The organism is Duganella sp. GW821-FHT01E12, assembly GCF_059422325.1.
The window spans coordinates 83687-110514 of the sequence record NZ_JBWKWR010000016.1; the positions used below are offsets into that span (position 1 = coordinate 83687).

Here is a 26828-nt window from a genome sequence, read left to right on the forward strand (position 1 = left end):
AGTTAATAAACATTTCAGTTTACTTATTAGCAGAGTCCGCTTACAGTGTCGGTACTCGCTCCCCTTGATTGCCGCCGATGAAAACACCCCTGCTGATCAGCGCCGCCTGCCTGCTGGCCCTGCTCTCGACGATAGGCGCCTCGCTGCCCTATCCCATCCTGCCGCCGCTGTTCGCGGCCGGCGTCAGCAATGGCCTGAACCAGTTCCTCGGCCTGCCGCCCAAGCTGCTGTTCGGCCTGGCGCTGACCATCAACCCGCTCGGCCTGCTGATCGGCTCGGCGCTGCTGGGCCCGATGTCCGACCGCTACGGCCGCCGCCCGGTGCTGCTGATCACGGCGGTCGGCGCGGCCATCGGCCATGCCGCCACCGCCTGCGCGCTGCTGCTCGAATCCTACCCGCTGTTCATCGTGGCCCGCTTCGTCACCGGCCTGCTGGAAGGGAACGGCTCGGTGGCGCGCGCCATGCTGGCCGACCGCCTGAGCGGAGACCTGCGCCGCAAGGCCCTGTCCTGGCTGAACGGCGCGTTCTACATGGGCTGGCTGGCCGGGCCGCTGGTGGCCGGCTTCACGCTGGCATGGGGCCTGACGGCGCCGTTCTGGATCGCCATGGCCGCGCTGCTGCTGGTGGCGCTGCTGGTGGCCCTGGTGCTGCCGAACGAGGCGCCGTCGCTGGCGACCACCTCGTGGTGGCAGGTGGCGCGCGACCGCCACTCGCTCAACCTGCTGCGCGAACCGGACCTGCGCAACCTGTTCATCGTCACGCTGGCCTACACCTGCGGCGTGACCGCGTTCTACGAGTTCTATCCATTGTGGCTGGTCGAGGTGCCGGGCTTCGGCGCGCGCGGCATCGCCTGGACCACCGCCGCCATGTGCGCGGTGATGACCACCACCACCATGTTCGCCGGCCGTCCGTTCGAGGGCGAGCCGCTGCTGCGGGCGCGCCGCTTCGCGCTGGTCACGGCCTCGCTGATCGCGCTGGTCGCGGCCAGCAACGCGTGGGTCGGCATCGCCGCCATCGTCTTGTACGGCATACCGCATTCGATCTACAACGCCATCGTCCCCAACTGGTGCGCCGAGCGCTTCGGCGCGCACGGACAGGGCGCCGTCATGGGCCTGATCTCCACCACCTTCTGCCTGGCCAACATCATCATGGCGCTGGTCGGCGCGGTGCTGACGCTGATCGACACCCGCCTGATCCTGGTGCTGGGCGCGGCGCTGACGGCGTGGTCGGCCTGGCGCATGCAAAGCTGGCACGCGGCCATGGCCAGCAAGGACAAGCTGGAAGGCGCGCTGCAATGAACACCGCCGAACACACGCTGTTCCTGCTCAAGACGCGCGGCCCGCACACCGCGCAGCAGCTGGCCGCCCTACTCAACCTGACGTCGATGGGCGCGCGCAAGCAGCTCGAGGCCTGGCAGGAAAAAGGCATGGTGACGTACGAGGACGTGGCCGACAAACCGGGCCGCCCGTCGCGCCGCTGGCTGCTGACCGACGCCGGCCACGCGCGCTTCCCCGACCGCCACGCCGACCTGACGCTGCAGCTGATCGACCAGGTGCGAGGCCTGTTCGGCGACGCCGGCCTCGATAAGCTGATCAACGCACGCGAGGCGGCCAGCGAGCAGCAGTACCGCCAGCATCTGCAGGGTTCCGGCACGCTGCCGCAGCGGGTGGCCGCGCTGGTGCAGGCGCGCACCAGCGAGGGCTACATGGCCGAAGTGGAAACCCGCGACGACGGCAGCCTGCTGCTGATCGAGAACCACTGCCCGATCTGCGCCGCCGCCCGCCAGTGCCAGAAGTTCTGCCGCTCGGAGCTGGACGTGTTCCAGCGCGTGCTGGGCCCTGAATGCTCGGTGGGCCGGGTCGAGCATCTGCTCGACGGCGCGCGCCGCTGCGTCTACGTGATCAAGCCGTTGTAGCGTCCAGCGGCACGGCCGCCGAATGCGGCGGCGCGCGGTCCAGCAGCAGTTGCCGCAGCTGCTCAGGCGGCAGCGGGCGGCTGAACAGATAGCCCTGCATCTCGTCGCAGCCGTTCTGGCGCAGGAAGGCGCACTGCTGCTCGGTCTCCACGCCCTCGGCGATCACGCGCAAATGCAGCCGGTGCGCCAGGTCGATGATGGAACTGGCGACGGCCTGGTCGCCTTCGCTGATGCCCAGGTCGCGCACGAAGGACTTGTCGATCTTCAGGGTGCTGATCGGGAACGACTTCAGCGCCGACAAGCTCGAATAGCCGGTGCCGAAATCGTCGATCGACAGCGACACGCCCATCGCGCGCACCTCGCCCATCTTGGCCACGGCCTGCTGCAAGTCGCGCATGATGACGCCCTCGGTCACTTCCAGCTCCAGCCATTCCGGCGCCAGGCCGCTGTCGGCCAGCGCCAGCGCCACGCGCGGCACCAGGCCCTGCTCCTCGAACTGGCGTGGCGAGACGTTGACCGCCATCCGCAGCGGCGGCAGGCCGGCGTCCTGCCAGGCGCGGTTCTGGCGGCAGGCGGTCTGCAACACCCACTCGCCCAGCGCGACGATCATGCCGCTTTCCTCGGCCAGCGGAATGAACCGATCCGGCCCGATGCATCCGTGCTCCGGATGGTCCCAGCGCGCCAGCGCCTCCACGCCGAAAATGCGGCCGCTGCGCAGGTCGACCTTGGGCTGGTACACCAGCCGGAACTGGCCCTCGTCCAGCGCGCCGCGCAAGCCTTCCAGCAGCACCAGCTTCTCCTCGATGCTGGCGTTCATCTCGCGGGTGTAGAACTGGCAGTTGTTCTTGCCCATGTCCTTGGCGCGGTACATGGCGGCGTCGGCATGCATCAGCAGCGTCCCGGCGTCGCTGCCGTCGTTGGGATAGACTGCCACGCCGATGCTGCAGCTGACCTGCACTTCCTGTCCGCTCAGCGTGATCGAATCGAGCACCGCCTCGCGCACCCGCTCCAGCACCGGCGCCGCGTCCTCGCCGTTGCGCGACTCGTTCAGCAGCAGCACGAATTCGTCGCCGCCGAAGCGGCCCACGGTGTCGCCGGCGCGCAGGCAGGCGCTCATGCGCGCGGCCACCACCTTCAGCAGCTCGTCGCCGGCGTTGTGTCCCAGGCCGTCGTTGACCAGCTTGAAGCCATCGAGGTCTATGAAGGCCACCAGCACCGCGCCGCCGCTGCGGCTGGCCTGGGCGATGGTCAGGTCGAGCCGGTCGGCGATCAGGCTGCGGTTCGGCAGGCCGGTCAGCGTATCGTGATGCGCCAGGTGCTGCATGCGGCCCTCGGCCAGTTTGCGTTCGCTGATATCGCGCACGATGGCCACCAGCCCGCCCTCCACCGGCACCACCTGCTGGTGGATCCAGCGCGCCCGCAGCTGCGGGATCGTGCTTTCCCATTCCTGCTCGTGCACGCCGCCCACCCTGGTCACATGCACCAGGTGTTCGAACATGCCGTTGCCGCGCGCCTGCGGCAGCAGGCCGCACAGGGTCGTCAAGCGCAGCTGCTCCTTGCTCAGGCCCGTCATTTTCTCGCCCCGCGAGTTGGCGTCGACGAAGCGGAAGTCGACGATCTCGCCGCCGGCGCCGCGTACTTCGCGCAGCACGAAGAAGGCGTCCAGGCTGGCCGCCGACGCCGCCGCGTAGGTCTCCTGCGCGCGCCGCATGCGCGCGCGGTGGCGCGCGCCCTGCCACGACCAAAGCCACAGCAAGGCGGTGCTCACCGCCAGCACCGCGCTGGCCACCGAAGCCTCGCCGATCTTCTCGCGGCGCTCGCGTTCGAAGCCCGCCATCTGCTCCTGCTCCGCCAGCCCGACCACCACGTTCAGCGCCACGCCATGCAGCTCGCGCATGCCCATGTAGCGGCGCACGCCCTCCACCGTGGCGACCTCGCTGGCCGGTTGCGCCATGCGCTGGCCGAAGGACAGCTTGTCGCCGACCCGCAGCGAGCGCACCACGCCGTCGCTGCCGACCAGGCCCAGCATGCCCTGCTCGCCCAGGCGGCTGCGTTCATAGCTGCTGGTGAAGTAGGCGGGGTCCGTTTCGACGATGACGATGCCGGCGAAGTTGCCCGCCGCGTCGTCCAGCCGGCGCGTGAAGTGCAAATGCCATTCGGTGTTGGCGGCGTCGCGCGTGGCCTGGCTGACGAAGGTGGCGCCGCTGTCGCGCTCCTGGTGGAACTTGAAGTAGCCCTGATCGGCCACGGAGATCGACAGCGCCTTGGGGTTGCTGGCGACGGTGACGCCGTTGCGGTCGACGATGCTGACCACGAACACCACGCCCGGCGGCAGCAGGCCCTCGCGGCCCAGCTCCGGCAGCGCGCCCAGCGCGCCCTTGCGTTCGACCGCGTACTTAAGCACGCGCAGCGTCTGGTCGATGCCATCCAGGCTGCGCGCCACCTGTGCCTCGTAGGTGCCCATCAACTCGCGCAGCGAATCGGCGGCCGCTTCGCGCGCGTGCGCGCGCTCGGCGTCGACCTCGTGGAAGGTCACCACCCAGATCGCCACCAGCAGCAGGAAGGCGAACAGCGGCAGCGAAAAGTGCGTGTCGAGGCCACGCCGCAGCCAGCGGTGGCGCAGGGTCTCGCTGCGGGAGCGCACCGTCATCGCGTCACCAGCACGGCCTTGACGCTGGCGTCCAGCGCAGCGCGGTCGATATAGCCGATCATCGACGGATTCTCGGCCACCATCTTGCGCACCGCGGCGCTGTTATCCAGTTCGCGCGGCGGCTGGCCGCGGCCGGTGAACACCATCTTGGTCCAGTAGGCCTTCATCAGCGCCGGCGACTTGGCCGCCACCTTGTTGTAGAACTCATCGCGCAGCGGGCTGCCGACCGGCAGGTCCAGCGCGGTGGCCTCGTCGCCGCCGGGGAAGCGGCCGGTCTGCGCCAGGAAGATGTCGGCCACCTGGTCGGGGCGCAGCGCCGACACGGGGTTCCTGGCCGAGACGATGACCACCAGTTCGGCCGCGCCGGCGCCGCCGTAGGCCAGCACCAGCACCAGCAGCAGCGAAATCAATCGGAGGGTATGCATGCCATCCCCTTCAGAACACAAAATCGACCGAAGCGCTGACCACGCCGATCGGATGGCCGGACTGGAAGCCCGGCTGCACGTTGATGAAGGTGCCGTTCGAGCCGTTGCGCGGCGTGAGGCGGTCGTACTGCAGCTTGAGCGCGTAGTTGGCGCGCAGGTCCCAGCGCACGCCGGCGGTGACGCTGCGCTGCTGCGGGATGGTGTCCAGCATCTGATTCAAGCCGGTGTTGAGCAGCAGGCCGGCGCCGGCCAGCACCGGCGGCAGGCCGCGCAGGTCCAGGCCCGGCGTGCGGGTAGGCGTGTTGGAACGCGACGCGGCGTAAGCCAGGTAGGGCGTCAGGTCGCCGAAGCGATAGCCGGCGCTGACGTAGCCGGCGGTCTTGTCGCCCAGGTAGGAGCGCGCGTTCATGCGCCCCACTTCGCCCATCAGGAACCACGCGCCCGGATCGTAGCTGGCGCCCAGCGAGACGACGTCGGCGCGCTTGGCGTCGACATCGTAGCGCGCCGTCAGCGCCGCGCCCTGAGGCCCGAACTGGTTCAAGCCGGCGAACAGTTCGCGCGCCAGGCCCAGCGTCAGCTCGGTGCACATCGCGCTGGCGCGCACGGTCAGCGCGCCGCTGGTGGTGGTGTTGGACAGGCCCGTCATCGCGCGCGCCGTCGCATGCGTCCGCGGCGCGACGACGATATCGGTATGGCCGAAGAACACCTGGGTGACGTTGTTGACGCCGGCCGCGCTCCAGCGGTAGCTGGCGTCGATGCCGTCGCTGTTGCTGATCGGGATGGCGCCGTACACCTCGACCGGCGGCCGCACCCACGGCAAGGCAAAGCCGGCCTTGCGGTAGTCGCCGGCCAGGAACAGCGGCAGCGCGATGCGCCCCAGCCGCAGGCTCAGGTCCGGCGTGGCCTGGTATTTGATGTTGGCCCACTCGACCTGCGGCGCGTAGCCGCTTTGCAGCGTGCGCTCGGACACCACCTGCAGCACCGCCGACCAGCGGCTGTCCAGGTTCACGCCCACTTGCATGCCCACCCGGCTGTCCACCGTGGCGCTCCATTCGTGGCTGGCGCCGGCGTTGCCGGGATTGAGGACGTTGGCGGTGAAATCGGACTGGCTGTCGTTGCTGTGCACGAAGCCCAGCGTGCCGTAGCCGCCGAAGGTCCAGCGCGGCGCGGCGCCGTCGCCGGCCTGCGCGACGGCGCAGGCGAGCATCGCCAAGGTGAAAGTCAACGACGTCCGGACAGCGCGCAAAGGTGAAAATTCAACGGTCATTCATGGTTCCTGTTTATCGTCTACATACGGCGTGTGCTGCCCAATGCACCGTGTTCAGGACGCGCGCAGACGCGGACGCCGTCCGCAATGGCGGGCGTTCGTACTCAACAAGGTGGGATGGTCGCGGCTGGGGCGCGTGGCACATGGCTGGGTGCCGTACCGAAGAACTGAATCGGATGTAAGCACTTTATACTGCCGTAAAGCAACTGTCGATGAATTAGAGCACAACACCAAAAAATCTATCGAAAACCCACACAATCGCATAATTAAATATCAATAAAGATGACATTCGACTACCGAATATATTGCATCGCCGACCACTGTAGCCAGTTATATAAAATTGGGTTACCATGAGAATAAGAATCATTATCAATTAGGAGCCACATGGACATCCCTCAAGAACTGCGCAAGCTCGGACTGAAAGCCACCCTGCCCCGCCTGCGCATATTGCAGCTGTTTCAGGAATCGAAAAGCAAGCACCTGAACGCCGACGATGTCTACCGGCTGCTGCATGAAGAGCATATCGACATGGGCCTGGCCACGGTCTACCGCGTGCTGATGCAGTTTGCCGACGCCCGCATCCTGATCCGGCGCCATTTCGAAGGCGTGGCCTCGGTGTTCGAGCTGAATGAAGGCAGCCACCACGACCACCTGATCTGCACCAACTGCGGCCGCATGGAGGAGTTTCTCGACGCCGAGATCGAGCTGCGGCAGGAGGCCGTGGCCAGGGAGCGCAACTTCGTGCTGCACGAGCACTCGCTGTCGCTGTACGGCTTCTGCGGCGAATGCGCCGGCACCATCAACCCGCTGGCGGGGCGCAAGGCGCGGCGTCCTTGAACAGAGCGTCGATGAAATCGACGAACACCTTGACGCGCGCGGCGCGCTGGTGCCGCTGCGGATACAGCACCGATACATCCGGCCCCGGCGCCTGCCACGGCAGAAGCAGCGGCACCAGCGCGCCGCTGCGCAGCGGCTCGATCAGCGACACCGACAAGTGCTGCACCACGCCGGCGCCGCCCACCGCCATTTCGATCAGCGATTCCACATGGTCCATCGCCACCGCGCCGCGCGGCGTGCTGGTGAAGGGCTGGCCGTCCTGCTGGAAGAGCCATGGCCGCAGCTGGCCCGCCTTGGGATAGAGGAAGTTAAGGCAGGGGAAATCGTTCAAGTCATCGGGATGCCGCGGCTGGCCGTGGCGGGCGATGAACTCCGGCGAGGCGCAGCAGATGTAGCGGTTCTTGAACACGCTGCGCGCCACCAGGCCGGAATCGGGCAGCTCGCCGATACGCAGCATCACGTCCACGCCTTCGTCCACCATGTCGATCAGGCGGTCGTTGGCGCTCAGGCGCACACTCAGCTCAGGATACGCCGCCAGGAAGCGCGGCAGCGCCGGCGCCACGAACTGGCGCGCCAGGATGCCCGGCATGTCCACCCGCAGGCTGCCGCGCGGCGTCTGGTGGGCGTCGCTCATGCTGCCTTCCAGTTCGTCCATTTCCTCCAGCAGCCGGCGCGCCTGCTCGACGCAGCGGCGGCCCTCGTCGGTCAGCGACATGCTGCGGGTGGTGCGGTTCAGCAGCTTGACGCCGAAATGCGCCTCCAGCACGCCGATCTGGTGGGTCACGGACGATGTCGATATCCCCAGCCTGGCGGCCGCCCGGCTGAAGCCTCCCGCATCGACGACGGCGCAAAAAACTTTGAGGGCGTCCAGACGGTCCACGTTTTCTCCTTGTTCTGGCCTGATTATCCACGATTCCGGGATACTGAATGCGGCGCAGCCCACTTTTTCCCGCCGCCGCCCGGCCGCAGAATAGCTCCATCAACCAATCACAGGGAGCCGCACCATGAACACCATGCAAGCCGTCGTACTGAACGCCCCAGGCGCACCGCTGTCGGACCAGCAGATCGCCCGCCCTGCCGCCACCAGCGGCCAGGTGCTGGTGCGCGTCATCGCCAGCGGCGTCAATCCGCTCGACACCAAGATCGCCGCCGGCAACGCCGGCCACGCCCAGGTCCGGCTGCCCGCCGTGCTGGGCATCGATATCGCCGGCATCGTCGACAGCGTCGGTGACGATGTGCGGGGCTTTGCCGCCGGAGACCGCGTCTTCGGCATGACGGGCGGCATAGGCGAGATACAAGGCTCGCTGGCGCAGTACGCCGCGGTGGACGCCCGCCTGCTGGCGCATATGCCGCCGCAGCTGACGATGCGCGAAGCGGCCGCCCTGCCGCTAATCTTCATCACCGCCTGGGAGGGCCTGGTCGACCGCGCCCGCGTCGGCGAGGGAATGAAGGTGCTGGTGCACGGCGGCGCCGGCGGCGTCGGCCACATGGCGGTGCAGCTGGCGAAGGCGCGCGGCGCGCAGGTCTACGCCACCGGCAGCGCCGGCCAGCGCGAGGCCATCGAAAAAATGGGTGCGGCCTTCATCGACTACCAGAGCACCAGCGTCGAACAATACGTCCAGCAGCACACCGATGGCGAGGGCTTCGACATCGTCTACGACACCGTCGGCGGCGCCACGCTGGACGCCTCGTTCCGCGCCGCGCGCCAGTATGGCGGCCACGTGGTGAGCTGCCTGGGCTGGGGCACGCACGCGCTGGCGCCGCTGTCGTTCCGCGCCGCGACCTATTCGGGCGTGTTCACCTTGCTGCCGCTGTTGTCCGGCAAAGGCCGCGCGCACCACGGCGCGATCATGCAGCAAGCCGCCGCGCTGGCCGTCGAAGGAAAATTGAAAGTGACGCTGGATGATGGTGTCTACACGCTGGACGCGGCCAGCGTCACCGACGCCCACACCGCGCTGATAGAAGGCACGGCGCGCGGCAAGGTCGTGGTGCAGGTCGCCGGCGATTAAGGCTTGAGCGCGCCGTCATCGGGCCGCTGGCCTGCGCGCACTCAGGCCGCCAGCGCCTGCTCCTGGTAGAACGGATAGTCGGTGTAGCCGGCTTGCGTACCGCCGAAGAAGCTCGGACGGTCGTAGTCGTTCAGCGGCCAGCCGTTACGGAAGCGCTCCGGCAGGTCCGGATTGGCGATGAAGTGGCGGCCGAACGCCACCAGGTCGGCGTCGCCCGCCGCGAGGATGGCGTCGGCCGATTGCCGGTCGAAGCCACCGGCGGCGATGATGGTGCCCGCGTAGTGCTTGTGTATCAGCTGCGCGGCCAGCGGCGCCTGACTGCGGCTCTCGTCCTCGATATTGCCGGCGATGCGCGGCTCGATCAGGTGCAAATAGGCCAGCTGCAGCTGCGCCAGTTGAGCCGCCACGTAGGTGAACAGTCCTTCCGGATCGGTGTCCGACATGTCGCCCCAACTGCCGCTTGGGCCGATCCGCACCGCCACCTTGTCGCTGCCCCAGACCGAGATCACGGCCTTGGTGGCATCCATCAGGAAGCGCGCGCGGTTTTCAAACGAACCGCCATAGATATCGGTGCGCTTGTTGCTGCCGTCCTGCAGGAACTGGTCGAACAGATAGCCGTTGGCGGCATGCAGCTCGACGCCGTCGAAGCCCGCTTCCCTGCCACGGACGGCGGCCAGACGGAAGCCCTCGACCAGGACTTCGATTTCGGCGATCGTCAATGCGCGGTTGGGAGTGTTCGGCACCCAACCGTCGGTGGTGTAGGCCACGCCGCCGTGCGGCACTTCGGATGGGCCGACCGGAATACTGCCGGCCGGCTGCACGTCCTTGTTGGACTGGCGGCCCGCGTGGTACAGCTGGAGGAATATCTTGCCGCCCTTGGCGTGCACGGCTTCCGTCACCAGCTTCCAGCCGGCGATCTGGCTGTCGTCGTACAGGCCAGGCGCGCCTAGGTAGCCGTTGCCGTTTTCAGCGGCGATAGTGGCCTCGCCGATCAGCAGGCCGCCCTGCGAGGCGCGCTGCGCATAATATTCCGCCATCAATGGGCCGGGTTTGGCGCCGGCTTCGGCGCGCATGCGGGTCAGCGGCGCCAGCACCACGCGGTGGTCGAAGGTGTAAGGGCCGACTGCTACAGGGGACATCAGGTTTTTCATGATTTGCTCACTTGGTTAGGAATACAGCCAATGTAAGGGATGTCCTACAAAAGAAAAATAGCTTGCAATTCCCGAGATACCGGACAGATACTTCCGCAATAGCCTTTTTTAACGAGCCAGCCATATGGACAGCCTGAGCGGTATTTCGATGTTCGTCACCGTCGCCGAGACGCGCAGCTTCACCAAGGCCGGCGCACAGCTGGGGGTGTCCTCGTCCGCCGTCGGCAAGGGAATCGCCCGCATGGAGGAGCGACTGGCGGTGCGGCTGTTCCACCGCAGCACCCGCAGCATCACGCTCACCGCCGAAGGCGCGCTGTTCCTGGAGCGCTGCCGACGCATCCTCAGCGAAGTGGAGGCAGCTGAAGCGGAACTGTCTGAACTCTCCGGCAAACCCGGCGGCCGCCTGCGCGTCAGCACTCCGCAGCTCACCGGCCTGGTGATGCCGACACTGACAGGCTTCATGCGCCGCTATCCCGACATCGCGCTGGAAGTCGACCTGTCCGAACGCATGGTCGACATCATCGAAGAAGGTTTCGACGCCGTGATCCGCACCGGCACCCACCACGATTCGCGCCTGGCTTCGCGCCGCATCGGCGCCTGCCCGCAGGTGGTGGTGGCCTCGCCAGCCTATCTGGCGCGGCACGGAACGCCGTCGCATCCGCGTGAGCTGGCGCGACACCACTGCCTGCTGCACAAGTTCCCGGCCACCGGCCGCATCGAACGCTGGCCCTTCAAGCTGACGGCGGACGAGCCGGAACCGCAACTGGCGGAGCGCATGACATGCAGTACCATCGAGGCGATCACCTATGCGCTGCTGCAGGGCGAAGGCATCGCCTTCCTGCCCACCTTCATCATCGAGGACGAACTGAAGGACGGCCGCCTGCAGATCATCCTGGCCGACTACATGGAGCAGACGGTGACGTTTTCGCTGCTGTGGCCAGGCAGCCGCTATGCCTCGCCCAAACTGCGGGTGTTCATCGACTACGTGGTGCAGCACCTGCGCATCTAGCGGCACGATATCGGAACAAACGGTTCGATATCTTCGGAACGCCAACCCGTTTATCTTCGAAACCGATGCCGTCAGACTGGCCCTCCACACATTTTGAAGGAGCCACGCTGGGCCACCCGGACAGTATCCAAGCGCTGACGGTCAACCAGTTCAAGGAAGTGACGCTGATCGAATCCGGCGCGGTGCTGCCGCACACGCCGGCGGACCAGGTGGTGGTGAGCGGTACATTCGCCAACGGCGCCGTGCTGACGGCCCACCTGGAAGCGGGCAAGCGCAATAACTTCGGCTGACAGCTGGACCTGACCGGTTCCGCCTGCGACCTCGGTAGCAACCAGCTGGAGTTGACCAACCTGTACGCGGCCTACGCACGCGATGTGCAGGACGGCACCCGGCTCGCGCCCACCTTTGCCGATGCGCTGGTGATGCACGACCAGCTCGATAAGATCGATGCGTCCAACAACAGCGGCCAGCGGATGCGGCTCAAATAACCGGACGCGATTGACATCCAACGCGACATCCCCAACTATAACGGCATGCGCCAACCGCCCACCGCCGCCGACCTGTGGCAAGACTTCCACCCCGCCGTGGCGGCATGGTTTCGCTCGGCCTTCGCCGGGGCAACCGAGGCGCAGCGGCGCGCCTGGCCGCTGATCAGCAGCGGCCGGCCGACGCTGATCGCCGCCCCCACCGGCTCGGGCAAGACGCTGACCGCCTTCCTGGCGGCCATCGACGCGCTGGTGGCCGAAAGCGCCGGCGCCCCGCTGCCCGACGAGTTGCGGGTGCTGTACGTATCGCCGCTGAAGGCGCTGTCCAACGACATCCGCCTCAACCTGCTGGCGCCACTGGAGGGCATCAGCCGCGAGCTGGCCGCGATGGGCCTCGCCGACCACGGCATCCGCAGCGCCGTGCGCACCGGCGACACCACCCAACAAGAACGCAACGCCATGCGCCGCCGCGCCCCGCACATCCTGGTGTCGACGCCCGAGTCGCTGTACGTGCTGCTGGGCTCCGACAGCGGCCGCGCCATGCTCTCGACCGTGCGCACGGTGATCGTCGACGAGATCCACGCGGTGGCCGGCAGCAAGCGTGGCAGCCACCTGGCCCTGAGCCTGGAGCGGCTCGACGCCCTGTGCCCGCAACCGCCGGTGCGGGTTGGCCTGTCCGCCACGCAGAAGCCCTTGTCGGCGGTGGCGCGCTTCCTGGTCGGTGCGGACGGCGACTGCGCGGTGGTCGACGTCGGCCACGTGCGCGCGCGCGACCTGGGCCTGGAACTGCCGCCGGTGCCGCTGGAGGCGGTCATGGCCAACGAAGTCTGGGAGCGCGTGTACGACCGCCTGGCCGAACTGTCGGTGCTGCACAAGACCACGCTGGTGTTCGTCAACACCCGCCGCATGGCCGAGCGCATGGCGCGCCACCTGGGCGAGCGGCTGGGCGCGGAGCTGGTGGCGGCCCACCACGGCAGCCTGGCCAAGGAATACCGGCTCGACGCCGAACAGCGCCTCAAGCGCGGCGAGCTGCGCGTGCTGATCGCCACCGCCTCGCTGGAACTGGGCATCGACATCGGCGACGTCGACCTGGTGTGCCAGATCGCCTCGCCGAGAAATATCGCCGCGCTGCTGCAGCGCGTGGGCCGCTCCGGCCACCAGGTCGGAGGCCTGCCCAAGGGCCGCCTGTTCCCCACCTCGCGCGATGACCTGATCGAATGCGCCGCGCTGCTGGACTGCGTGCGCCGCGATGAGCTGGACCTGCTGCACATCCCCGCCGCGCCGCTGGACGTGCTGGCGCAGCAGATCGTCGCCGAAGTGGCCAGCCGCGAATGGGGCGAGGACGCGCTGTTCGACATGGTGCGCCGCGCTGCGCCCTACGCGCAGCTGGAGCGCGCCAGCTACGACGCCGTGATCCGCATGCTGGCCGAGGGCTACACGGGCCGCAACGGCGTGCGCGGCGCCTACCTGCATCGCGACACTGTGGCCGGAGCGCTGCGCGGACGGCGCGGCGGCAAGCTCACCGCCGTCACCTCCGGCGGCACCATCCCGGACAACGCCGACTACACGGTGGTGCTGGAACCGCAGGGCCAGATGGTCGGCACGGTGCATGAGGACTTCGCCGTCGAGAGCCTGGCCGGCGACGTCTTCCAGCTCGGGAACACGTCCTACCGCATCCAGCGCGTGGAAGCGGGCAAGGTGCGCGTGGAGGACGCGCACGGCGCCGCGCCCAACATCCCGTTCTGGCTGGGCGAAGCGCCTGGCCGCAGCGACGAACTGTCGATCGGCGTGGCGCGCCTGCGCGGCGAGATCGAACATCAGCTGGCGTCGGTCGCGGACGGCGCCGCCGCCATCGAACGCGCGGTCGAGTGGCTGTACGAACATCTCGGCCTGGCCGACGACGCCGCGCGCCAGATCGTCGAATACCTGGCCCGTTCGCGCGCCGCGCTGGGCGCCCTGCCCACCCGCGACACGCTGGTGATGGAGCGCTTCTTCGACGAATCGGGCGGCATGCAGCTGGTGCTGCACTCGCCGTACGGCAGCCGCATCAACCGCGCCTGGGGGCTGGCGCTGCGCAAGCGCTTCTGCCGCAGCTTCAACTTCGAACTGCAGGCCGCCGCCACCGAGGACGCCATCGTGCTGTCGCTGTCGACCGCGCACAGCTTCCCGCTGGACGAGGTGTGGCGCTACCTGCGCTCCACCACCGCCGAGCACATACTGATCCAGGCGCTGCTCGACGCGCCGCTGTTCAACGTGCGGTGGCGCTGGAACGCCACCACCGCGCTGGCCCTGCCGCGCTATGCCGGCGGCCGCAAGGTCGCGCCGCAGCTGCAGCGCATGAAGAGCGACGACCTGCTGGCCTCCGTCTTCCCCGACCAGGCGGCGTGCCTTGAAAACATCGTCGGTGAACGCGAACTGCCCAGCCACCCGCTGGTCGACCAGACGCTGGACGACTGCCTGCACGAAGCCATGGACTGCGAGGGCTGGCTGGCCCTGCTGCGCCGCATGGAGGCCGGCGACATCAAGCTGATCGCGCGCGACCTGCCGGCACCGTCGCCGCTGGCGATGGAGATCCTCAACGCCCGCCCCTACGCCTTCCTCGACGACGCGCCGCTGGAGGAACGCCGCACGCAGGCCGTCATCAACCGGCGCTGGACCGATCCCGCCTCCACCGACGACCTGGGCGCGCTCGATGCCGGCGCCATCGCCAGCGTGGCGGAGGAAGCCTGGCCGAGCGCGCGCAACGCCGACGAGATGCATGAAGCGTTGATGTCGCTGGCCTGCATCACGCAGGCGGAGGCGGCATCCAACGAAGGCTGGCCCGCCTGGCTGGACGCGCTGGCCGCCGGCGGCCGCGCCACGCGACTGCGCGCCGATGCTACGGCAGCAGGCGTCATCGACTTCTGGGTTCCGCTGGAGCGCCTGGCCTGCCTGCAGGCCGCCTATCCGCAAGCGCAAGCGACGCCGCCACTGGCCGCGCCGTCCAACGACGCCGACGTCTGGACCGAGGACACCGCGCTGGTCGAAATCCTGCGCGCGCGCCTGAGCGGCTTCGGCCCGCAACCGGTGGCCGCCATCGCCGGCGCGCTGGGCCTTGCCACCGGCAGCGCCACCATCGCCCTCACCCAACTGGAAAGCGAAGGCTACGTGATGCGCGGCCGCTTCACGCCGGGCGCCAGGGCAGAGGAATGGTGCGAACGCCATCTGCTGGCGCGCATCCACCGCTACACCATCAAGAGCCTGCGGCGCGAGATCGAACCGGTGGAGCGCCAGGACTTCATGCGCTTCCTGTTCGACTGGCAGCACCTGTCGCCGGACGCGCAACTGCAAGGCGAAGACTCGCTGCCGCTGCTGCTCGCCCAGCTGGAAGGCTACGAAGCCGGCGCCGGCGCGTGGGAAAGCGACCTGCTGTCGCTGCGCATGCGGGACTACGAAAAAGCCTGGCTCGATGACCTGTGCCGCAGCGGCAAACTGGTTTGGACGCGCATCGGCGCCCCGTCCAGCGCCGCCGGAGGGCCGGTGCGTAACACGCCGCTGGTGCTGCTGCCGCGCCGCCAGCTGACGTTGTGGCACGCGCTGCCGGTAGTCGCGGCGGAAATCGAAGTATCGCCGCGCGCCGCGCGCGTGCTGGCGGCGCTGCGCCGCGACGGCGCCATGTTCTTCGACGAACTGGCGCACGACGCGCGCCTGCTGCCGGTGGAACTGGAAAACACGCTGGGCGAGCTGGTGGCGACAGGCCTGGTCAACGCCGACAGCTACGCCGGCCTGCGCGCCATGCTGCTGCCCGCGAACAAGCGCGCCAGCAACGACAAGCGCCGCCATCGTGGCGCGGCGCCGTCGATGGAGGAAGCGGGACGCTGGGCCTTGGTCCGTCGCGGCGACGGCGTGGCCGTGCGCGAACGCGTGAGCGAGATCGCAGCCGCCGCCGGAAGCGCCGCCACCCCCGAAGTCGCCGACGTCCGCAACGCGCCGCCGTCCCGCAAGCCGCGCACCGCGCCCGAAACGCTAGAGCACATCGCCATGACGCTGCTGCGCCGCTACGGCGTGATGTTCTGGCGCCTGCTGGAGCGCGAGGCCGCTTGGATGCCCTCGTGGCGCGAACTGCTGCCGGTCTACCACCGCCTCGAAGCACGCGGAGAGATACGCGGCGGGCGTTTCATCGCCGGCCTGTCGGGCGAACAGTTCGCCCTGCCCGAAGCCATCCCGCTGCTGCGCGACATGCGCCGCCGCAAACACGACGGCAGCCTGGTGTGCGTGTCCGGCATCGACCCGCTCAACCTGTGCGGCACGCTGCTCCCCGGCGACAAAGTCCCGGCGCTGGCCGGCAACCGCCTGCTGTTCCGCGACGGCCTGCCGGTGGCGACCATGGTGTCCGGCAAATTCAACTACCTGTACCAACCCTCCGCCGACGACCGCGAAGCGCTGCACAACGCGCTGGTGCATGCCTGAACCCTGGGCATTGCGCACGTGGCTGGCCCATTGCCGGGCGTCAAATTAACGCAGATGGTCTATTTTGATTCAGATCAAAGAAATTCAATTGTCCGACGACTAGTCTGAACCCTGCCCCCCCAACCGTTGTAGACCTGTGGAGAATTCAAGTGCGTAAATTGTGGATGCTGCTGGCGATGGTCGCCCTTCTTGCTATATCAGGGTGCGGCTACAACTCATTGCAAAGCAATGACGAGCAAATCAAGGCGAGCTGGTCGGAGGTTGTCAACCAATACCAGCGACGCGCCGACCTGATTCCCAATCTGGTCAATACCGTCAAGGGATATGCCGCGCATGAACAAGATGTGTTGACGCAGGTGACGCAGGCGCGGGCGGCGGCGACCTCCGTGCAAGTCACGCCGGAAGTACTGAACGATCCGGCGTCGTTTGCCAAATTCCAGGCGGCACAAGGGGCGCTGTCCGGCGCGTTGTCGCGCCTGCTTGCAGTCAGTGAAAACTATCCCCAGTTGAAAGCCGACGCCAATTTCCGGGACCTGCAGGCGCAACTCGAAGGCACTGAAAACCGCATCACCGTGGCGCGTAATCGCTATATCAAGTCGGTACAGGAATACAACGTCACCGTGCGCTCGTTTCCTTCCAATCTGACCGCGATGGCCTTCGGCTACAAAACGAAGGCCAATTTCTCGGTCGACAATGAAAAGGAAATCAGCAAGCCACCGACAGTCGATTTCAAATCGGCGCCGGTCCAGCCTCAGGACCAGGCCCAGGAGGCGAAAAAATGATCACGATGGCGCGCGCGATGCAAGCGGCAAGGGTGCCGTTGTTGCTTATCGCGCTAGGGGCGCCGTTCGCCGCGAACGCCCAGGTCGCCGTGCCGCCATTGACCGGACACGTTACCGATCAGACGGCGACTCTGACGGCTGTGCAGACCTCCAAACTGGAACAAACCCTGCAGTCGTTTGAGGCGGAAAAAGGCAGCCAGCTCGCAGTCCTTATCGTCCCCACCACCGCGCCGGAAACGATCGAGCAATACGCAATGCGCGTGGCCGAGCAATGGAAGCTGGGGCGCAAGAAAATCGACGATGGCGCCATCCTGGTGGTGGCCAAGAACGATCGTGCGCTGCGCATAGAGGTCGGCTACGGTTTGGAGGGGGCGCTCAACGACGCGAGCAGCAAGCGCATTATCAGCGAAACCATTACGCCCTATTTCAAGCAGGACGACTTCTACGGCGGCATTGCCGCCGGCACGGAGCAGATGATGCGCGTGATCGGCGGCGAGCAATTGCCGGCGCCAGAGACCAGGCTTGACGGCGCGTCCGATGCGCGGCGCTATTTTCCCGTCGCCTTCATTCTGGTGTTCGCGCTCGGCAGCGTGTTGCGCGCCGTGCTGGGCAGACTTCCTGGCGCCCTGGTCACCGGTGGCGCGGTGACGGGCATCGTCTGGCTGTTCACGGGAACGGTACTCGTCGCGGCCGGCGCAGGCGTGATGGCGTTGTTGTTCACCTTGATAGGCGGCGGCATGCTGGGACGTGGCCTGGGTGGCTACGTAGGGGGCTCCGGTCGCGGTGGCTTTGGCGGCGGCGGTTTCAGTGGAGGCGGCGGCAGCTTTGGCGGCGGCGGCGCTTCGGGGAGATGGTAGTGCTCAACCTTCAACGTCTGGCGCAGCACCTGCTGACAACACGCCGGCAAATCAAGCGCGCCTTTCCGCCAGCAACCCTGAGCGCGATTGAAAATGCCATCGCCAGCAGCGAGCGTACCCATGCCGGCGAAATTCGTTTCGCGGTGGAGGCCGCGTTGGATGGCGCGCCGCTGCTCGCCAATCAATCTGCCAGGGCACGGGCCATCGATGTGTTTTCCCAATACCGGATGTGGGATACCGAGCATAATAACGGGGTCTTGATTTACCTGCTGCTGGCCGATCGCAACGTCGAGATTGTTGCCGATCGCGGCATACACATCAAAACCGGCTCGCTCGAATGGGAAAAGATTTGCCACCAGATGGAAACCGCCTTCCAGCAAGGCCACTACGAGGCCGGGGTGCTAGCCGGAATCGAGGCGGTCACGCGTCATTTGACGAAACACTATCCGGCGACGGGCAACGCCGCCAATGAATTGCAGAACCAGGTGCTGGTGCTTTGAAATGATCGGGGGGGCGTAGGCCAACTAAGTGCCTCCGCCCACCGGATATCTAGCCAGCCTTGCTGTGCTCGGCGGCGTGCATCGCCACGTAGGCCTTCAAATTATCGTCGCCTATCCCCATGACACGCAAAATCTCCGCCATGAAGCTCACCGGCGCGCTGCCGGGCGCCGTGACCACGCCCTGGTCGGCGACGGCGTAAGGCACATCCTGATAGTGGGCGGCTCCGGCATAATTCAACTGCGCCAGGTTGTCCGCCGAGTTGGAGGTATGCCGCACATGATCCAGCACGCCGGCCCGCGCCAGCGCGCGGGTGCCGTCGCAGATGCCGGCGACCACCACGTTACGCTGGTGGGCGGCGGCAAGCAGCGCGCCGATCTCGGGCGCGCGATCGGTCTGCCAGATGGTGCCGCCGCAGACGATCAGCAGGTCCAGCCCTTCGAGCTGAATGGCGTCGATCGCCAGCTGAGGTGTTACCTTCATCCCACCGGACGAAGTGACCGGATTGCCACCGGGGCTGGCGAAGCGCGTGTCGAAGCCGTAGTAGGCGCGCGCGGTTGAATTGATCAGGGCGGTTTCCCAGTCGGCAAAGTCATCCGTGAGTATGGTGATGGATCGTTTCATGATGGTGTCCTTTCGCGGAAAAACTAAGCGTAGCCGAAACGACTGTCAATTTGTGTCAGTAGTACCTGGTGTGCAGGGTGCGATGGCGTACAGAGTTCGCGGGAACGCCCGCCTATCCTGACGGTTGACCATTCATCCACCGAGGGAACAAGCATGCGCCTGCCACTGATCGCCCCACGAGACCTCACGCCCGAACAAAAAGCCCTGTACGACAATATGCGCAAGGGCATCACCAGCAACTTCAACGACTTCATCTCCGTGCGCGAAGACGGCGCCCTGATGGGACCGTGGAACCCGTGGCTGCACGAGCCTGGCATCGGCAAGGCGATCTGGGGCCTGACGCTGGCCATGACCGCCAACGCCACCCTGCCCGACAACGTGCGGCAGATCGCCATTCTGGTGGTCGGCGCCAGCTACAACGCGGCCTACGAAATCTACGCGCACATCGCCGTCGCCGAGCGCGAAGGCATGCCGGCGGCGCGGCTGGCCACGCTGGTGGCCGATGTCAAACCCGGGGATCTGAGCAAGGAAGAAAGCGTGGCCTACGACATGGCCTATGCACTGAGCCGCGGCGGAATATTGCCGGAGCCCTTGTACCGCCTGGCGGTCAACACCTTCGGCCAGCATGGCGTCAACGAGCTGATCTACCTGGTCGGCTTGTATGCGCTGGTGTCGGTCACGCTGAACGGCTTCAACGTGCCGGTGCCGGAGCGGGATTGAGGATAGTTCTCAGCGGTTCCGATCTGGCCCCACCGCGAGCGCCGACCGAGGGCAGCTTCCGCCCCAAAGCGGAAGTCCAAATAGAAGACCGAGCAATGGCACATTTATTAACAAAGGCATATGTGCGACATTGCCACACTCAAGACGCAGAAACTTTTCGGCGTTTAGGGGCATTAGTTTTAGATATAGATTTTGAAGATGTTCCCTTTGTGACGGACATAGGCTCGCTGTTACTCTCTTCCACTTTAGGTTTTCTAGAACTTATATTTATTTCGGAGACTAACGATACGCCATCTATAATTTGCGTTTGAGCTTCTTTTGTTGCCTGCTCTATAAATGGCCTCTCATACACTTCCTCATATGCCTTTTGGAAACTCTCAGAGTTTCTAAATTCGTGGAAAAGAGGCCATGTATGGTAGGCGAGTTGATCTATCATTTCCCCACTTTTTCCAACACTCTTCATCAGTTCGATAGCCTCATCGTACTCTTCTCGAAGAACAGCAATTGCCAGTCTAAAATCTCTTAAACTAGCAGACCAATCTAATGATTTCAAGAGATTCATCGCCTCATCATTTCTCGACGAGTGCTTTAATCCAATCGCTGTGTTAATAACCCTTATTCTCCTGTTGATGTCGGTTGTTTTTCTCGATATAGTTTCTCCTAATCCGAATTTTCCAAATTCCGCACTATGCCTCCACCATTCCTTAGATAATAATTCAAAAATAGTATTATTCATTTCCGAGTCTGCAACCTCGATGTCATCAGGCAAAATTTTTCGCCACAGCGTGTGCGTAAGCATAAATGCAACTTTTGCAATGATAAAAAGCGAATCTGTGAAATATTTACCTGAGGGCATTAAGTCATCGCCACAGGAAGGCCTAGATTCGAATTTATAGCCAGTTCTATCGCAAACTGATAAGTATTGTTCGCTGCATAACCCCCCGTTATGTGTTAACAGGTTTCTACGCTGGCCCAACTCAACGAATTTTGACCACTCTGGAAAACTTCGTAGAGTAGATATTTCAAACTTTTTTTCCAACTCTGCAAATTGTTCAACGTAACTATTGCGACGGAAAGAGTCAATCTCAGAATCTAGAATATCCTGTTTAACCGCATCAACTGAGGAGAATTCTAATAAATCGCTTAAGCTTACTTCGCGCTTAATGCTTTTAAACAATTCTGGCTTCGACGAATAAAAAGCTTTCAATAATTCGCCAATAAAGACATCATATTCACTAAAAATGCCGATGAATAAGCTCTTCATTAATGCCTTGACTGGCTTTGAGTGACGAAGCCGGCTCAACTCCTTCGAAGCGCTCAACATTTCTTTTGCGCTTTGAGGATCATGAGCTACGGCTGTAATCTCGTGCTCGTTTTCTTCACGGATAAATTTTGAAATTATCTTATTTTGTTTCTCGATCTCGGAAATTTGCCATTTACCAACCGCCGGGCCGCCAACGATGGCGGCATCGCGAAAATCTTCTATAGCTTTAAGAAACCTTCCTAATGCATTACCAATTGGACTAGAAGTTTTTTCAGATTTTTCATTTTTTCCTTGATCTGGGCTGACCGAAGGAATTGCGGCGGTGGTATCGTTCATTTAGGGAAATTTATTAGTGTATTGCGGTTTAAATTCAAAATTTTTAATGCGCAGTATTTTCTATAATGCCGGCTTCTGGCCGACAACAGGCACGCACTAGTGTTGTTGAGTCGGCGAACTTACCTCGGAACTGGGTTCTTTCAGAAAATCTTCGCAAGCCTTTGCAAGTTGACTCGAGCTCATCGCAGCTACATTCGACTCCAATTCACTACGTACCGCCACATAAGCATTCGACTCCCGCAATTTTTTTAGAAAAACTGCATCTTCATTACGCACGAAGTAAGCCACTGTGGCTGAATACCGTGTATGTAGTTCTGGTTTTACGGCCGAACACTTGGTTTCAAAGACATCATACGGTGCAATAAAGGACGCTGATGCAGCGTCGATACACGCATCACCTTTGCATGGGGAAGTTGCATACGCAGAAGTTGCCCATAGTATCGGCAGACACGTCATAATTTTCGGAGCAATTTTCATTCTTAATCTTACCTGGTGATTACGTAAAAATCAGTCTGCTTTTGGGCGATAAAAGTCGCACTATCGCTGGCAACAACACTATTTTCATACGCCGAGTTTTCGCGTTGACGGGTCATGGCTCTTATTTCAATTGCAGTGTCTTCATCAGTTCCAGCAGCCCCCCGATATCCGGGCGTTCTTTGTTGGTCTGGGAAATATGGATGTCGAACCACAATCCATCCACATAAGCGCTCGCCAATACGTGCGCTTGACTCACCGCTAAACCTTGCGGCTTATCGAGATAAAAGTAAGCTACCTTGAATTGACGGTCATCGGTCATCTTTATTTCTTGCGCATCCTTGTACAGAGGATTCTTCAGCGCCTCTTTCAGACAGTCATCCGCTGACCGGCAAGGTCCCGTTTTGTCTATGTAGACCGAAAAGACAGTACGTGCCTGTTCACTGTACATCATGTAATAGGCGACCTTACCATCCGAACGTCTTTGTTCTTTGTTCAACGCCCAGTCCGCGCGCGGCATCACCAGCCCTTGCGCACCTAACGGTATCGAAAACCTGCGGTCGGTAATTGAATCGTTCACATCAGCATATACCTGCGGGGCAGCTAGCATAACTATTGCGGACAAAACATAGCGAAAAAATTTCATTACATCCCTTGGTTAATTAAATGGGTGACCGTTGCAAAACCATTTTCAGCGGTTGGCGCAAGCGCAACGACTACAGCTTTTGGCCGAGTTCGGCCTATGAGGACGAACGTAAAAAATGACCGGCTTTTACTTCTAAGAGCTTTATGAGCTCAGGTTGCATGTACTCATAGTCATCCGGAATATCGAGACAGATAACTCGCTTCCCATTTAAATATGAACGGAATTTGGATGAGAGTCGATTCCGATGGGCTTTTTCCATCACAAATATGATGTTTGCCCAAGCTATTTGCTCAGACGACAGCGGTACAGTTGCATCGCCACCCAACCCCGCCGAATCGGTCTCAACATCTGGCCAGGCAGAGAATATATGTTCAGCTGTAGGGCTTCTCAGACGGTTTTGGCTACAGATGAACAGTGCACACTTCAATCGATTTCAACCTCAAAGTATCTTTTTAAATGTTGGGAACGGCAGCTTCTGGCCGATTACGGTCCCTGCATATGCCCAATTAAACCGGCGATCCGGACCACTTCAACAGGTTCATCTTCAAAAATTCCTGCGTTCGACCATGTGCTGTCGCAGAGCTCCCAGCTGACCTGTGTCGTGCGCAAATGGGCAAGAATTTCGGCCCTTGTGTCTATGAATTGCAGTGGATGGCCCGCGATGCCACCCTTGACGCGACCCATTGATATCTCAACCCATTCAATATCGCGGAACGGAAAGAGGCCTCCTGGCCCCTCAAGATAGCCTCTACTCGGAATCGTGAGATGCTGTCCCCAATGTCCCTCTTGTGAGTCACTGCCAACCTTCGCGCAGACGCGAACCCAACAACGTAGATTTGAAACCAATTCACATATGGGCGACCAGTACGATAAAGCGTCGTTCAAATTTTCACCTATTTTTCAAATTCCTATTTTTAGCATGGGCGGCTGCTCTTGGCCGTTCACGGTCTAAATCGCGACAGGCATACCACTACAACTAATCATTTGTTTCCCATCGAAACAAACTTCTTCGCCGTAGGAGGCTCGGCATACCAAAATTAGCTATAGAGCTGCTTGTACCCAGCTCCTTCTAGTTTCAACTTCGCCTTGCAACTGGGGCAATCGACCGCCATTCCACCCATATGCTCGAATATTTCCCCTGGCGCGCCGCCGGCCGGACGAATCGTGGCATTTGCACGCCAACTGAACCCACAGGCGCCACATGCGGCTTGCGCAGCACGCAAGTTAGTCCGTCGTGGGGCGCCATTCCCTCCGATCGAGTTGTCAGGGACAGTGTTCCATTCCAGCTTAGTCAGATTCAGGTTGCTCATTGCAATTCCTTTCAGGTAAATTTTTCTGGAACCAGCGTTAGAAATGCTAAGAAATAGTGTTTTGAACTAGCGGCTTATGGCCGATTTCAGACCAGTTGGATGAAATCGACTTACACGCTTAATGAAGTGTGGCCCGAACTTGGTCGATAGTCTGTACAATTTCTTCCGCAACGGAAGTGCTACGTCGGGTCATAGTCATTGGAACGCCATCCGGGCCGGTGCAGGCCAATTTCTGTCCTGCCCGCTCATAGTGACAAGAAATGGCCACATCAACGTTTTTACCTTCCCGCTGGTCCTTGGGTAGCAATGGGCGAACCATTAAGGTATCGCCATTCAAGGTTACCTGCACCGGAAAGCCGATGATCGCGCGCGGACCAGGCTTCCCATCATCTACGCCGTCCGCGCGGCGGGCTGGCGACGTCGAGCCGGCTGCCATTCCAAATCCGTCGGCCAGAAGATAGATTTCAGATTGTTTATCCGCGCCATCGTACAACGAGGAGCCCGTGCCCCAGGTGCCAATGATATGAACCGGCAAGATATCTGCAGCATTGGCCGACAGGGAAATCGCACAGCATGACAAGAGCAAACATAAGCAGATCCGATGCATTCAAATTCCTTTTTCATTGTGCATCCAGCCTGGCGTCGACGCTTCCAGCTGGCTCCGGCAGGAGAGCATCAGGATAGCATCTTGTCAATGTGTAAAATGCGCCAATTATCACTCAGCGATGAATTACCATCGCAATCCTGGCCGCTATCAGCTTCGCCATGAACCGGAGCGGATACGATGCAAATCCTGGCGGGTCGGATGACAAGGGCTCCTTAGCCGTCCTCGACTTGGTGCAAATGCGCATCTGCACCGGCATCACATCATCCGGAAAGCGCGCCCGGTACATCGATACCCAGTGCCGGCTATCGTCAAAGCTCATCAGCATGGCTGAATTGCAGCACGTGGCGACCACGCGATTGGTCGCCGACGTCGCGTCGAGCTTGTAATTTTTCAGCAGTGTCGCGCCCCGCACTGGCGTCACGCGATCCTTGCGATACACCACATATGCTGTCCCGCCGTCGGAATCTTGAACGGCCGTGGCATGGGGCAAGGAGGCAAGCTCGCGCGATCCTCGCTGGCAGTCGCCGCAGTAGCAGATGACGCTACAGATCGGCGCGGCCCGCGCCTTCAATGCAACGCTTCCGCACGCGCACGATACGATCAATTCAGGCTTTGCTGGCGTCGACATCTTCCGCTCCGGGGCTCAGACGAAGTCCAAGCCGTTTCCGGTTTCAAGCAGGGACTTGAGGCTGGACGCGATCTGCGCCCATGCTTCCTTCAATCCCTCGTGGCCTTCGGGCAGGTCATAGTGCAGGATGGTCAGTTTGGTGGTCTCGCCGCCCGGCTTGATTTCGTACACGATGCGCGACGGCTTGATATCGGACGGAATCCAGCTGGGAATGAAGGTCATCTCAAGCCGCTTGCAAGGTTCGGCGAACAGGATATCGCCCGACACCATCACCTTGCCCTCGGCCGTGCGGTGTTCGTACTTGCCGCCGGTTTCGAACCGGCCGTGGATCTCGGTGCCGCGCAGGTTGTAGCGTCTCGACAATTCTGCGCTGGTCAGCGCCTCCCACAGCCTCTCGGGCGTGGTGCGGATGAAGGTTTCAAGGATGAAATCGGGTTTGACGGTATCCATGGATGATGTCCTTTCCAGTTCGACCTTCAGGTCAAGAATGGCCCTGGTCAACGGTTGGCGGGTGAGCGGTTCGATCCAGCGGTCGACCAGCGACTGCAACGGAGCGGCGTTGAGGTAGTGGTATTTGAACCGGCCTGAGCGGTGCGTCACCACCAGGGATGCGGCTTCCAGCACCTTCAAGTGCTTCATGACGCCGAAGCGCGTCATGCCGAGCGCGCTTTCGAGCTCGGTCAGCGTCTGGCCGTCGCGACTGCGCAGCATGTCCAGCAGTTGACGGCGGGTTTCATCACTCAGGGCTTTAAAGATCGCATCCATGGCAGTCATATTAAGTGACCAAACAGTCACGTGTCAATATGGTCACATGAAATACCGCTGAGAGCGTGTCCGAATGTCAGACTTGACCCCACCCCACGGGGGGATATACACTTCGTATACGTTTCGTATATAGGGATGGAAAATGGGTATAGTGAACATCGACGACGAGCTGCACGACCAGATCCGCAAGGCGAGCGCCGTCGCTTGCAGGTCCATCAACGCGCAGGCGGCCTTCTGGATCAAGATGGGTATGCTGAGCGAATTGAATCCCACACTGAGTTTCAACGAGATCGTCGCAAGCGAACTGCGGGCTGCCGGCGTCGAGGCGCCTCCACTCAGGAGCGTCCCGGCATGACCAAGCGCCCCGAAGAAATCGCCCTGATGGCGGAGGCCGGCAAGCTGCTGGCCAGCGTGTTCGGCCATCTGGATCAGCTGAATCTGATCGGCATGTCCACCATGCAGGTCAACGATCTGGTCGACAGCTTTATCGTCGATGAGCTCAAGGCGCGTCCCGCCAGCAAGGGGCAGTATGGCTATGCCTATGCGCTGAACTCTTCCCGCAACAGCGTCGTTTGCCACGGCGTGCCGTCGCCGACCGAGTTTTTGCAGAGCGGCGATATCGTCAATTTCGATATCACGCTGGAGAAGAACGGCTTCATCGCCGATTCCAGCAAGACCTATCTGGTCGGCGAGGTGGCGCCCTTGGCCAATCGGCTGGTGCAAGTGACTTACGAAGCCATGTGGAGCGGCATCCGGGCCGTCCGTCCCGGCGCCAGACTGGGCGACGTCGGCCACGCGATCGAGCGTCACGCGCGGCGCAACGGTTATTCGGTGGTCAGGGAATATTGCGGGCACGGCATAGGCCGCGAGATGCACGAGCCGCCGCAGGTACTCCATTGGGGCAAGCCGAAAACCGGACTGGTGCTGCAGGAAGGCATGGTGTTCACCATCGAGCCCATGCTCAATCAGGGCCGCCGCGCCGTCCGCACCGAGGACGATGGCTGGACCGTCGTGACCATGGACGGCAAGCTGTCCGCGCAGTTCGAGCATACGGTGGCGGTGACGCGCAGCGGCGTACAGGTCTTGACGCTGCGCGCCGGCGAGCGGCCGTTGAACTAGG

Annotated in this window: 27 protein-coding genes; 14 read left to right on the forward strand and 13 right to left on the reverse strand. The window is 62.8% G+C overall.

From position 1 onward, the window contains the following. Positions 1 to 77 precede the first annotated feature (77 nt). A complete protein-coding gene (locus AC07WS_RS28770; RefSeq protein WP_494732357.1) occupies positions 78 to 1298 on the forward strand; it encodes an MFS transporter in 1221 nt (406 codons plus the stop codon). Beyond that, positions 1295 to 1915, forward strand: coding sequence for a helix-turn-helix transcriptional regulator (locus tag AC07WS_RS28775; RefSeq protein WP_494732358.1), 621 nt, complete (start codon positions 1295 to 1297; stop codon positions 1913 to 1915). Before AC07WS_RS28770 ends, AC07WS_RS28775 begins: the two co-directional genes overlap by 4 nt. Here AC07WS_RS28775 and AC07WS_RS28780 read toward each other — a convergent pair. The 3 genes from AC07WS_RS28780 to AC07WS_RS28790 are packed head-to-tail and all read right to left on the reverse strand — an operon-like array spanning position 1902 to position 6215. Beyond that, entirely contained in the window at positions 1902 to 4565 is a 2664-nt protein-coding gene (locus AC07WS_RS28780) for a bifunctional diguanylate cyclase/phosphodiesterase (protein WP_494732359.1), read from the reverse strand. The two genes, AC07WS_RS28775 and AC07WS_RS28780, sit on opposite strands and share 14 nt — an antisense overlap. After that, the gene (locus AC07WS_RS28785) at positions 4562 to 4990 is read right to left on the reverse strand and encodes a type 2 periplasmic-binding domain-containing protein (RefSeq protein ID WP_494732360.1); all 429 of its coding nucleotides are present in this window, start codon (positions 4988 to 4990) and stop codon (positions 4562 to 4564) included. Before AC07WS_RS28785 ends, AC07WS_RS28780 begins: the two co-directional genes overlap by 4 nt. Positions 4991 to 5000: 10 nt before the next feature. Continuing rightward, positions 5001 to 6215, reverse strand: coding sequence for a porin (locus AC07WS_RS28790; protein ID WP_494732361.1), 1215 nt, complete (start codon positions 6213 to 6215; stop codon positions 5001 to 5003). A 426-nt stretch (positions 6216 to 6641) separates the two neighbouring features. Here AC07WS_RS28790 and fur point away from each other — a divergent pair, with 426 nt between their 5' ends. Further along, positions 6642 to 7094 (forward strand): ferric iron uptake transcriptional regulator, encoded by a 453-nt coding sequence (fur, locus tag AC07WS_RS28795; RefSeq protein ID WP_494732362.1) that lies wholly within the window; start codon positions 6642 to 6644, stop codon positions 7092 to 7094. On the opposite strand, the gene AC07WS_RS28800 is transcribed toward fur, so the two are convergent. Then, entirely contained in the window at positions 7057 to 7974 is a 918-nt protein-coding gene (locus AC07WS_RS28800; RefSeq protein ID WP_494732363.1) for a LysR family transcriptional regulator, read from the reverse strand. The genes fur and AC07WS_RS28800 overlap by 38 nt on opposite strands. A gap of 124 nt (positions 7975 to 8098) precedes the next feature. On the opposite strand from AC07WS_RS28800, the gene AC07WS_RS28805 reads away from it, so the two are divergent. Then, complete coding sequence (locus AC07WS_RS28805) at positions 8099 to 9103, forward strand: zinc-dependent alcohol dehydrogenase family protein (RefSeq protein WP_494732364.1); 1005 nt, start codon at positions 8099 to 8101, stop codon at positions 9101 to 9103. Positions 9104 to 9144: 41 nt separating this feature from the next. Here the strand turns inward: AC07WS_RS28805 and AC07WS_RS28810 are convergent, their stop codons facing one another. Continuing rightward, on the reverse strand, positions 9145 to 10254 hold the full coding sequence (locus tag AC07WS_RS28810) for an alkene reductase (protein WP_494732365.1): 1110 nt from the start codon (positions 10252 to 10254) through the stop codon (positions 9145 to 9147). Between the two features lie 124 nt (positions 10255 to 10378). On the opposite strand from AC07WS_RS28810, the gene AC07WS_RS28815 reads away from it, so the two are divergent. The 7 genes from AC07WS_RS28815 to AC07WS_RS28845 all read left to right on the forward strand — a co-directional run bounded on the left by AC07WS_RS28815 (position 10379) and on the right by AC07WS_RS28845 (position 18336). Beyond that, positions 10379 to 11263 (forward strand): LysR family transcriptional regulator, encoded by an 885-nt coding sequence (locus AC07WS_RS28815; protein ID WP_494732366.1) that lies wholly within the window; start codon positions 10379 to 10381, stop codon positions 11261 to 11263. 65 nt (positions 11264 to 11328) lie between these two features. Beyond that, positions 11329 to 11553: a hypothetical protein gene (locus AC07WS_RS28820; RefSeq protein ID WP_494732367.1), complete on the forward strand. Its 225-nt coding sequence runs from the start codon at positions 11329 to 11331 to the stop codon at positions 11551 to 11553. A 51-nt stretch (positions 11554 to 11604) separates the two neighbouring features. Continuing rightward, a complete protein-coding gene (locus AC07WS_RS28825; RefSeq protein WP_494732368.1) occupies positions 11605 to 11751 on the forward strand; it encodes a hypothetical protein in 147 nt (48 codons plus the stop codon). A 45-nt stretch (positions 11752 to 11796) separates the two neighbouring features. Beyond that, positions 11797 to 16197 (forward strand): DEAD/DEAH box helicase, encoded by a 4401-nt coding sequence (locus AC07WS_RS28830; protein ID WP_494732369.1) that lies wholly within the window; start codon positions 11797 to 11799, stop codon positions 16195 to 16197. 164 nt (positions 16198 to 16361) lie between these two features. Further along, on the forward strand, positions 16362 to 16979 hold the full coding sequence (locus AC07WS_RS28835) for a LemA family protein (protein ID WP_494732395.1): 618 nt from the start codon (positions 16362 to 16364) through the stop codon (positions 16977 to 16979). Next, entirely contained in the window at positions 16976 to 17836 is an 861-nt protein-coding gene (locus AC07WS_RS28840; protein WP_494732370.1) for a TPM domain-containing protein, read from the forward strand. The genes AC07WS_RS28835 and AC07WS_RS28840 overlap by 4 nt, the downstream gene beginning before the upstream one ends. Next, on the forward strand, positions 17830 to 18336 hold the full coding sequence (locus AC07WS_RS28845; RefSeq protein WP_494732371.1) for a TPM domain-containing protein: 507 nt from the start codon (positions 17830 to 17832) through the stop codon (positions 18334 to 18336). The genes AC07WS_RS28840 and AC07WS_RS28845 overlap by 7 nt, the downstream gene beginning before the upstream one ends. 49 nt (positions 18337 to 18385) lie before the next feature. On the opposite strand, the gene AC07WS_RS28850 is transcribed toward AC07WS_RS28845, so the two are convergent. After that, positions 18386 to 18958, reverse strand: a complete 573-nt coding sequence (locus AC07WS_RS28850; protein ID WP_494732372.1) for a type 1 glutamine amidotransferase family protein — start codon at positions 18956 to 18958, stop codon at positions 18386 to 18388. Between the two features lie 153 nt (positions 18959 to 19111). On the opposite strand from AC07WS_RS28850, the gene AC07WS_RS28855 reads away from it, so the two are divergent. Beyond that, positions 19112 to 19678, forward strand: coding sequence for a carboxymuconolactone decarboxylase family protein (locus tag AC07WS_RS28855; protein ID WP_494732373.1), 567 nt, complete (start codon positions 19112 to 19114; stop codon positions 19676 to 19678). Positions 19679 to 19817: 139 nt separating this feature from the next. Here AC07WS_RS28855 and AC07WS_RS28860 read toward each other — a convergent pair whose 3' ends face one another. From AC07WS_RS28860 to AC07WS_RS28890, 7 genes are all read right to left on the reverse strand, one after another. Continuing rightward, positions 19818 to 21278, reverse strand: a complete 1461-nt coding sequence (locus AC07WS_RS28860) for a hypothetical protein (protein WP_494732374.1) — start codon at positions 21276 to 21278, stop codon at positions 19818 to 19820. Between the two features lie 598 nt (positions 21279 to 21876). After that, positions 21877 to 22398: a hypothetical protein gene (locus AC07WS_RS28865; RefSeq protein WP_494732375.1), complete on the reverse strand. Its 522-nt coding sequence runs from the start codon at positions 22396 to 22398 to the stop codon at positions 21877 to 21879. A gap of 94 nt (positions 22399 to 22492) precedes the next feature. Further along, positions 22493 to 22825: a low molecular weight protein tyrosine phosphatase family protein gene (locus tag AC07WS_RS28870; protein WP_494732376.1), complete on the reverse strand. Its 333-nt coding sequence runs from the start codon at positions 22823 to 22825 to the stop codon at positions 22493 to 22495. A gap of 56 nt (positions 22826 to 22881) precedes the next feature. Beyond that, complete coding sequence (locus AC07WS_RS28875; protein WP_494732377.1) at positions 22882 to 23082, reverse strand: hypothetical protein; 201 nt, start codon at positions 23080 to 23082, stop codon at positions 22882 to 22884. 744 nt (positions 23083 to 23826) lie between these two features. Beyond that, on the reverse strand, positions 23827 to 24315 hold the full coding sequence (locus tag AC07WS_RS28880) for a hypothetical protein (protein ID WP_494732378.1): 489 nt from the start codon (positions 24313 to 24315) through the stop codon (positions 23827 to 23829). Between the two features lie 112 nt (positions 24316 to 24427). Continuing rightward, a complete protein-coding gene (locus AC07WS_RS28885; protein ID WP_494732379.1) occupies positions 24428 to 24943 on the reverse strand; it encodes a GFA family protein in 516 nt (171 codons plus the stop codon). A 15-nt stretch (positions 24944 to 24958) separates the two neighbouring features. Continuing rightward, complete coding sequence (locus tag AC07WS_RS28890; protein ID WP_494732380.1) at positions 24959 to 25717, reverse strand: ArsR/SmtB family transcription factor; 759 nt, start codon at positions 25715 to 25717, stop codon at positions 24959 to 24961. 133 nt (positions 25718 to 25850) lie between these two features. Between AC07WS_RS28890 and AC07WS_RS28895 the strand changes: the two genes are divergently transcribed. Together AC07WS_RS28895 and map are read left to right on the forward strand one after the other, a co-directional pair. Beyond that, the gene (locus tag AC07WS_RS28895; RefSeq protein WP_494732381.1) at positions 25851 to 26063 is read left to right on the forward strand and encodes a ParD-like family protein; all 213 of its coding nucleotides are present in this window, start codon (positions 25851 to 25853) and stop codon (positions 26061 to 26063) included. After that, positions 26060 to 26827, forward strand: a complete 768-nt coding sequence (gene map / locus AC07WS_RS28900) for a type I methionyl aminopeptidase (RefSeq protein ID WP_494732382.1) — start codon at positions 26060 to 26062, stop codon at positions 26825 to 26827. The genes AC07WS_RS28895 and map overlap by 4 nt, the downstream gene beginning before the upstream one ends. Position 26828 lies beyond the last annotated feature (1 nt).

Bases quoted from the DNA above. Each gene is read 5' to 3' on its own strand.
- AC07WS_RS28770 (WP_494732357.1), top strand. From the start codon at position 78: ATGAAAACACCCCTGCTGATCAGCGCCGCCTGCCTGCTGGCCCTGCTC.
- AC07WS_RS28775 (WP_494732358.1), top strand. From the start codon at position 1,295: ATGAACACCGCCGAACACACGCTGTTCCTGCTCAAGACGCGCGGCCCG.
- AC07WS_RS28780 (WP_494732359.1), bottom strand. From the start codon at position 4,565: ATGACGGTGCGCTCCCGCAGCGAGACCCTGCGCCACCGCTGGCTGCGG.
- AC07WS_RS28785 (WP_494732360.1), bottom strand. From the start codon at position 4,990: ATGCATACCCTCCGATTGATTTCGCTGCTGCTGGTGCTGGTGCTGGCC.
- fur (WP_494732362.1), top strand. From the start codon at position 6,642: ATGGACATCCCTCAAGAACTGCGCAAGCTCGGACTGAAAGCCACCCTG.
- AC07WS_RS28805 (WP_494732364.1), top strand. From the start codon at position 8,099: ATGAACACCATGCAAGCCGTCGTACTGAACGCCCCAGGCGCACCGCTG.
- AC07WS_RS28810 (WP_494732365.1), bottom strand. From the start codon at position 10,254: ATGAAAAACCTGATGTCCCCTGTAGCAGTCGGCCCTTACACCTTCGAC.
- AC07WS_RS28815 (WP_494732366.1), top strand. From the start codon at position 10,379: ATGGACAGCCTGAGCGGTATTTCGATGTTCGTCACCGTCGCCGAGACG.
- AC07WS_RS28820 (WP_494732367.1), top strand. From the start codon at position 11,329: ATGCCGTCAGACTGGCCCTCCACACATTTTGAAGGAGCCACGCTGGGC.
- AC07WS_RS28830 (WP_494732369.1), top strand. From the start codon at position 11,797: ATGCGCCAACCGCCCACCGCCGCCGACCTGTGGCAAGACTTCCACCCC.
- AC07WS_RS28835 (WP_494732395.1), top strand. From the start codon at position 16,362: ATGCTGCTGGCGATGGTCGCCCTTCTTGCTATATCAGGGTGCGGCTAC.
- AC07WS_RS28840 (WP_494732370.1), top strand. From the start codon at position 16,976: ATGATCACGATGGCGCGCGCGATGCAAGCGGCAAGGGTGCCGTTGTTG.
- AC07WS_RS28845 (WP_494732371.1), top strand. From the start codon at position 17,830: ATGGTAGTGCTCAACCTTCAACGTCTGGCGCAGCACCTGCTGACAACA.
- AC07WS_RS28850 (WP_494732372.1), bottom strand. From the start codon at position 18,958: ATGAAACGATCCATCACCATACTCACGGATGACTTTGCCGACTGGGAA.
- AC07WS_RS28855 (WP_494732373.1), top strand. From the start codon at position 19,112: ATGCGCCTGCCACTGATCGCCCCACGAGACCTCACGCCCGAACAAAAA.
- AC07WS_RS28860 (WP_494732374.1), bottom strand. From the start codon at position 21,278: ATGAACGATACCACCGCCGCAATTCCTTCGGTCAGCCCAGATCAAGGA.
- AC07WS_RS28865 (WP_494732375.1), bottom strand. From the start codon at position 22,398: ATGAAATTTTTTCGCTATGTTTTGTCCGCAATAGTTATGCTAGCTGCC.
- AC07WS_RS28875 (WP_494732377.1), bottom strand. From the start codon at position 23,082: ATGGGTCGCGTCAAGGGTGGCATCGCGGGCCATCCACTGCAATTCATA.
- AC07WS_RS28880 (WP_494732378.1), bottom strand. From the start codon at position 24,315: ATGCATCGGATCTGCTTATGTTTGCTCTTGTCATGCTGTGCGATTTCC.
- AC07WS_RS28885 (WP_494732379.1), bottom strand. From the start codon at position 24,943: ATGTCGACGCCAGCAAAGCCTGAATTGATCGTATCGTGCGCGTGCGGA.
- AC07WS_RS28890 (WP_494732380.1), bottom strand. From the start codon at position 25,717: ATGACTGCCATGGATGCGATCTTTAAAGCCCTGAGTGATGAAACCCGC.
- AC07WS_RS28895 (WP_494732381.1), top strand. From the start codon at position 25,851: ATGGGTATAGTGAACATCGACGACGAGCTGCACGACCAGATCCGCAAG.
- map (WP_494732382.1), top strand. From the start codon at position 26,060: ATGACCAAGCGCCCCGAAGAAATCGCCCTGATGGCGGAGGCCGGCAAG.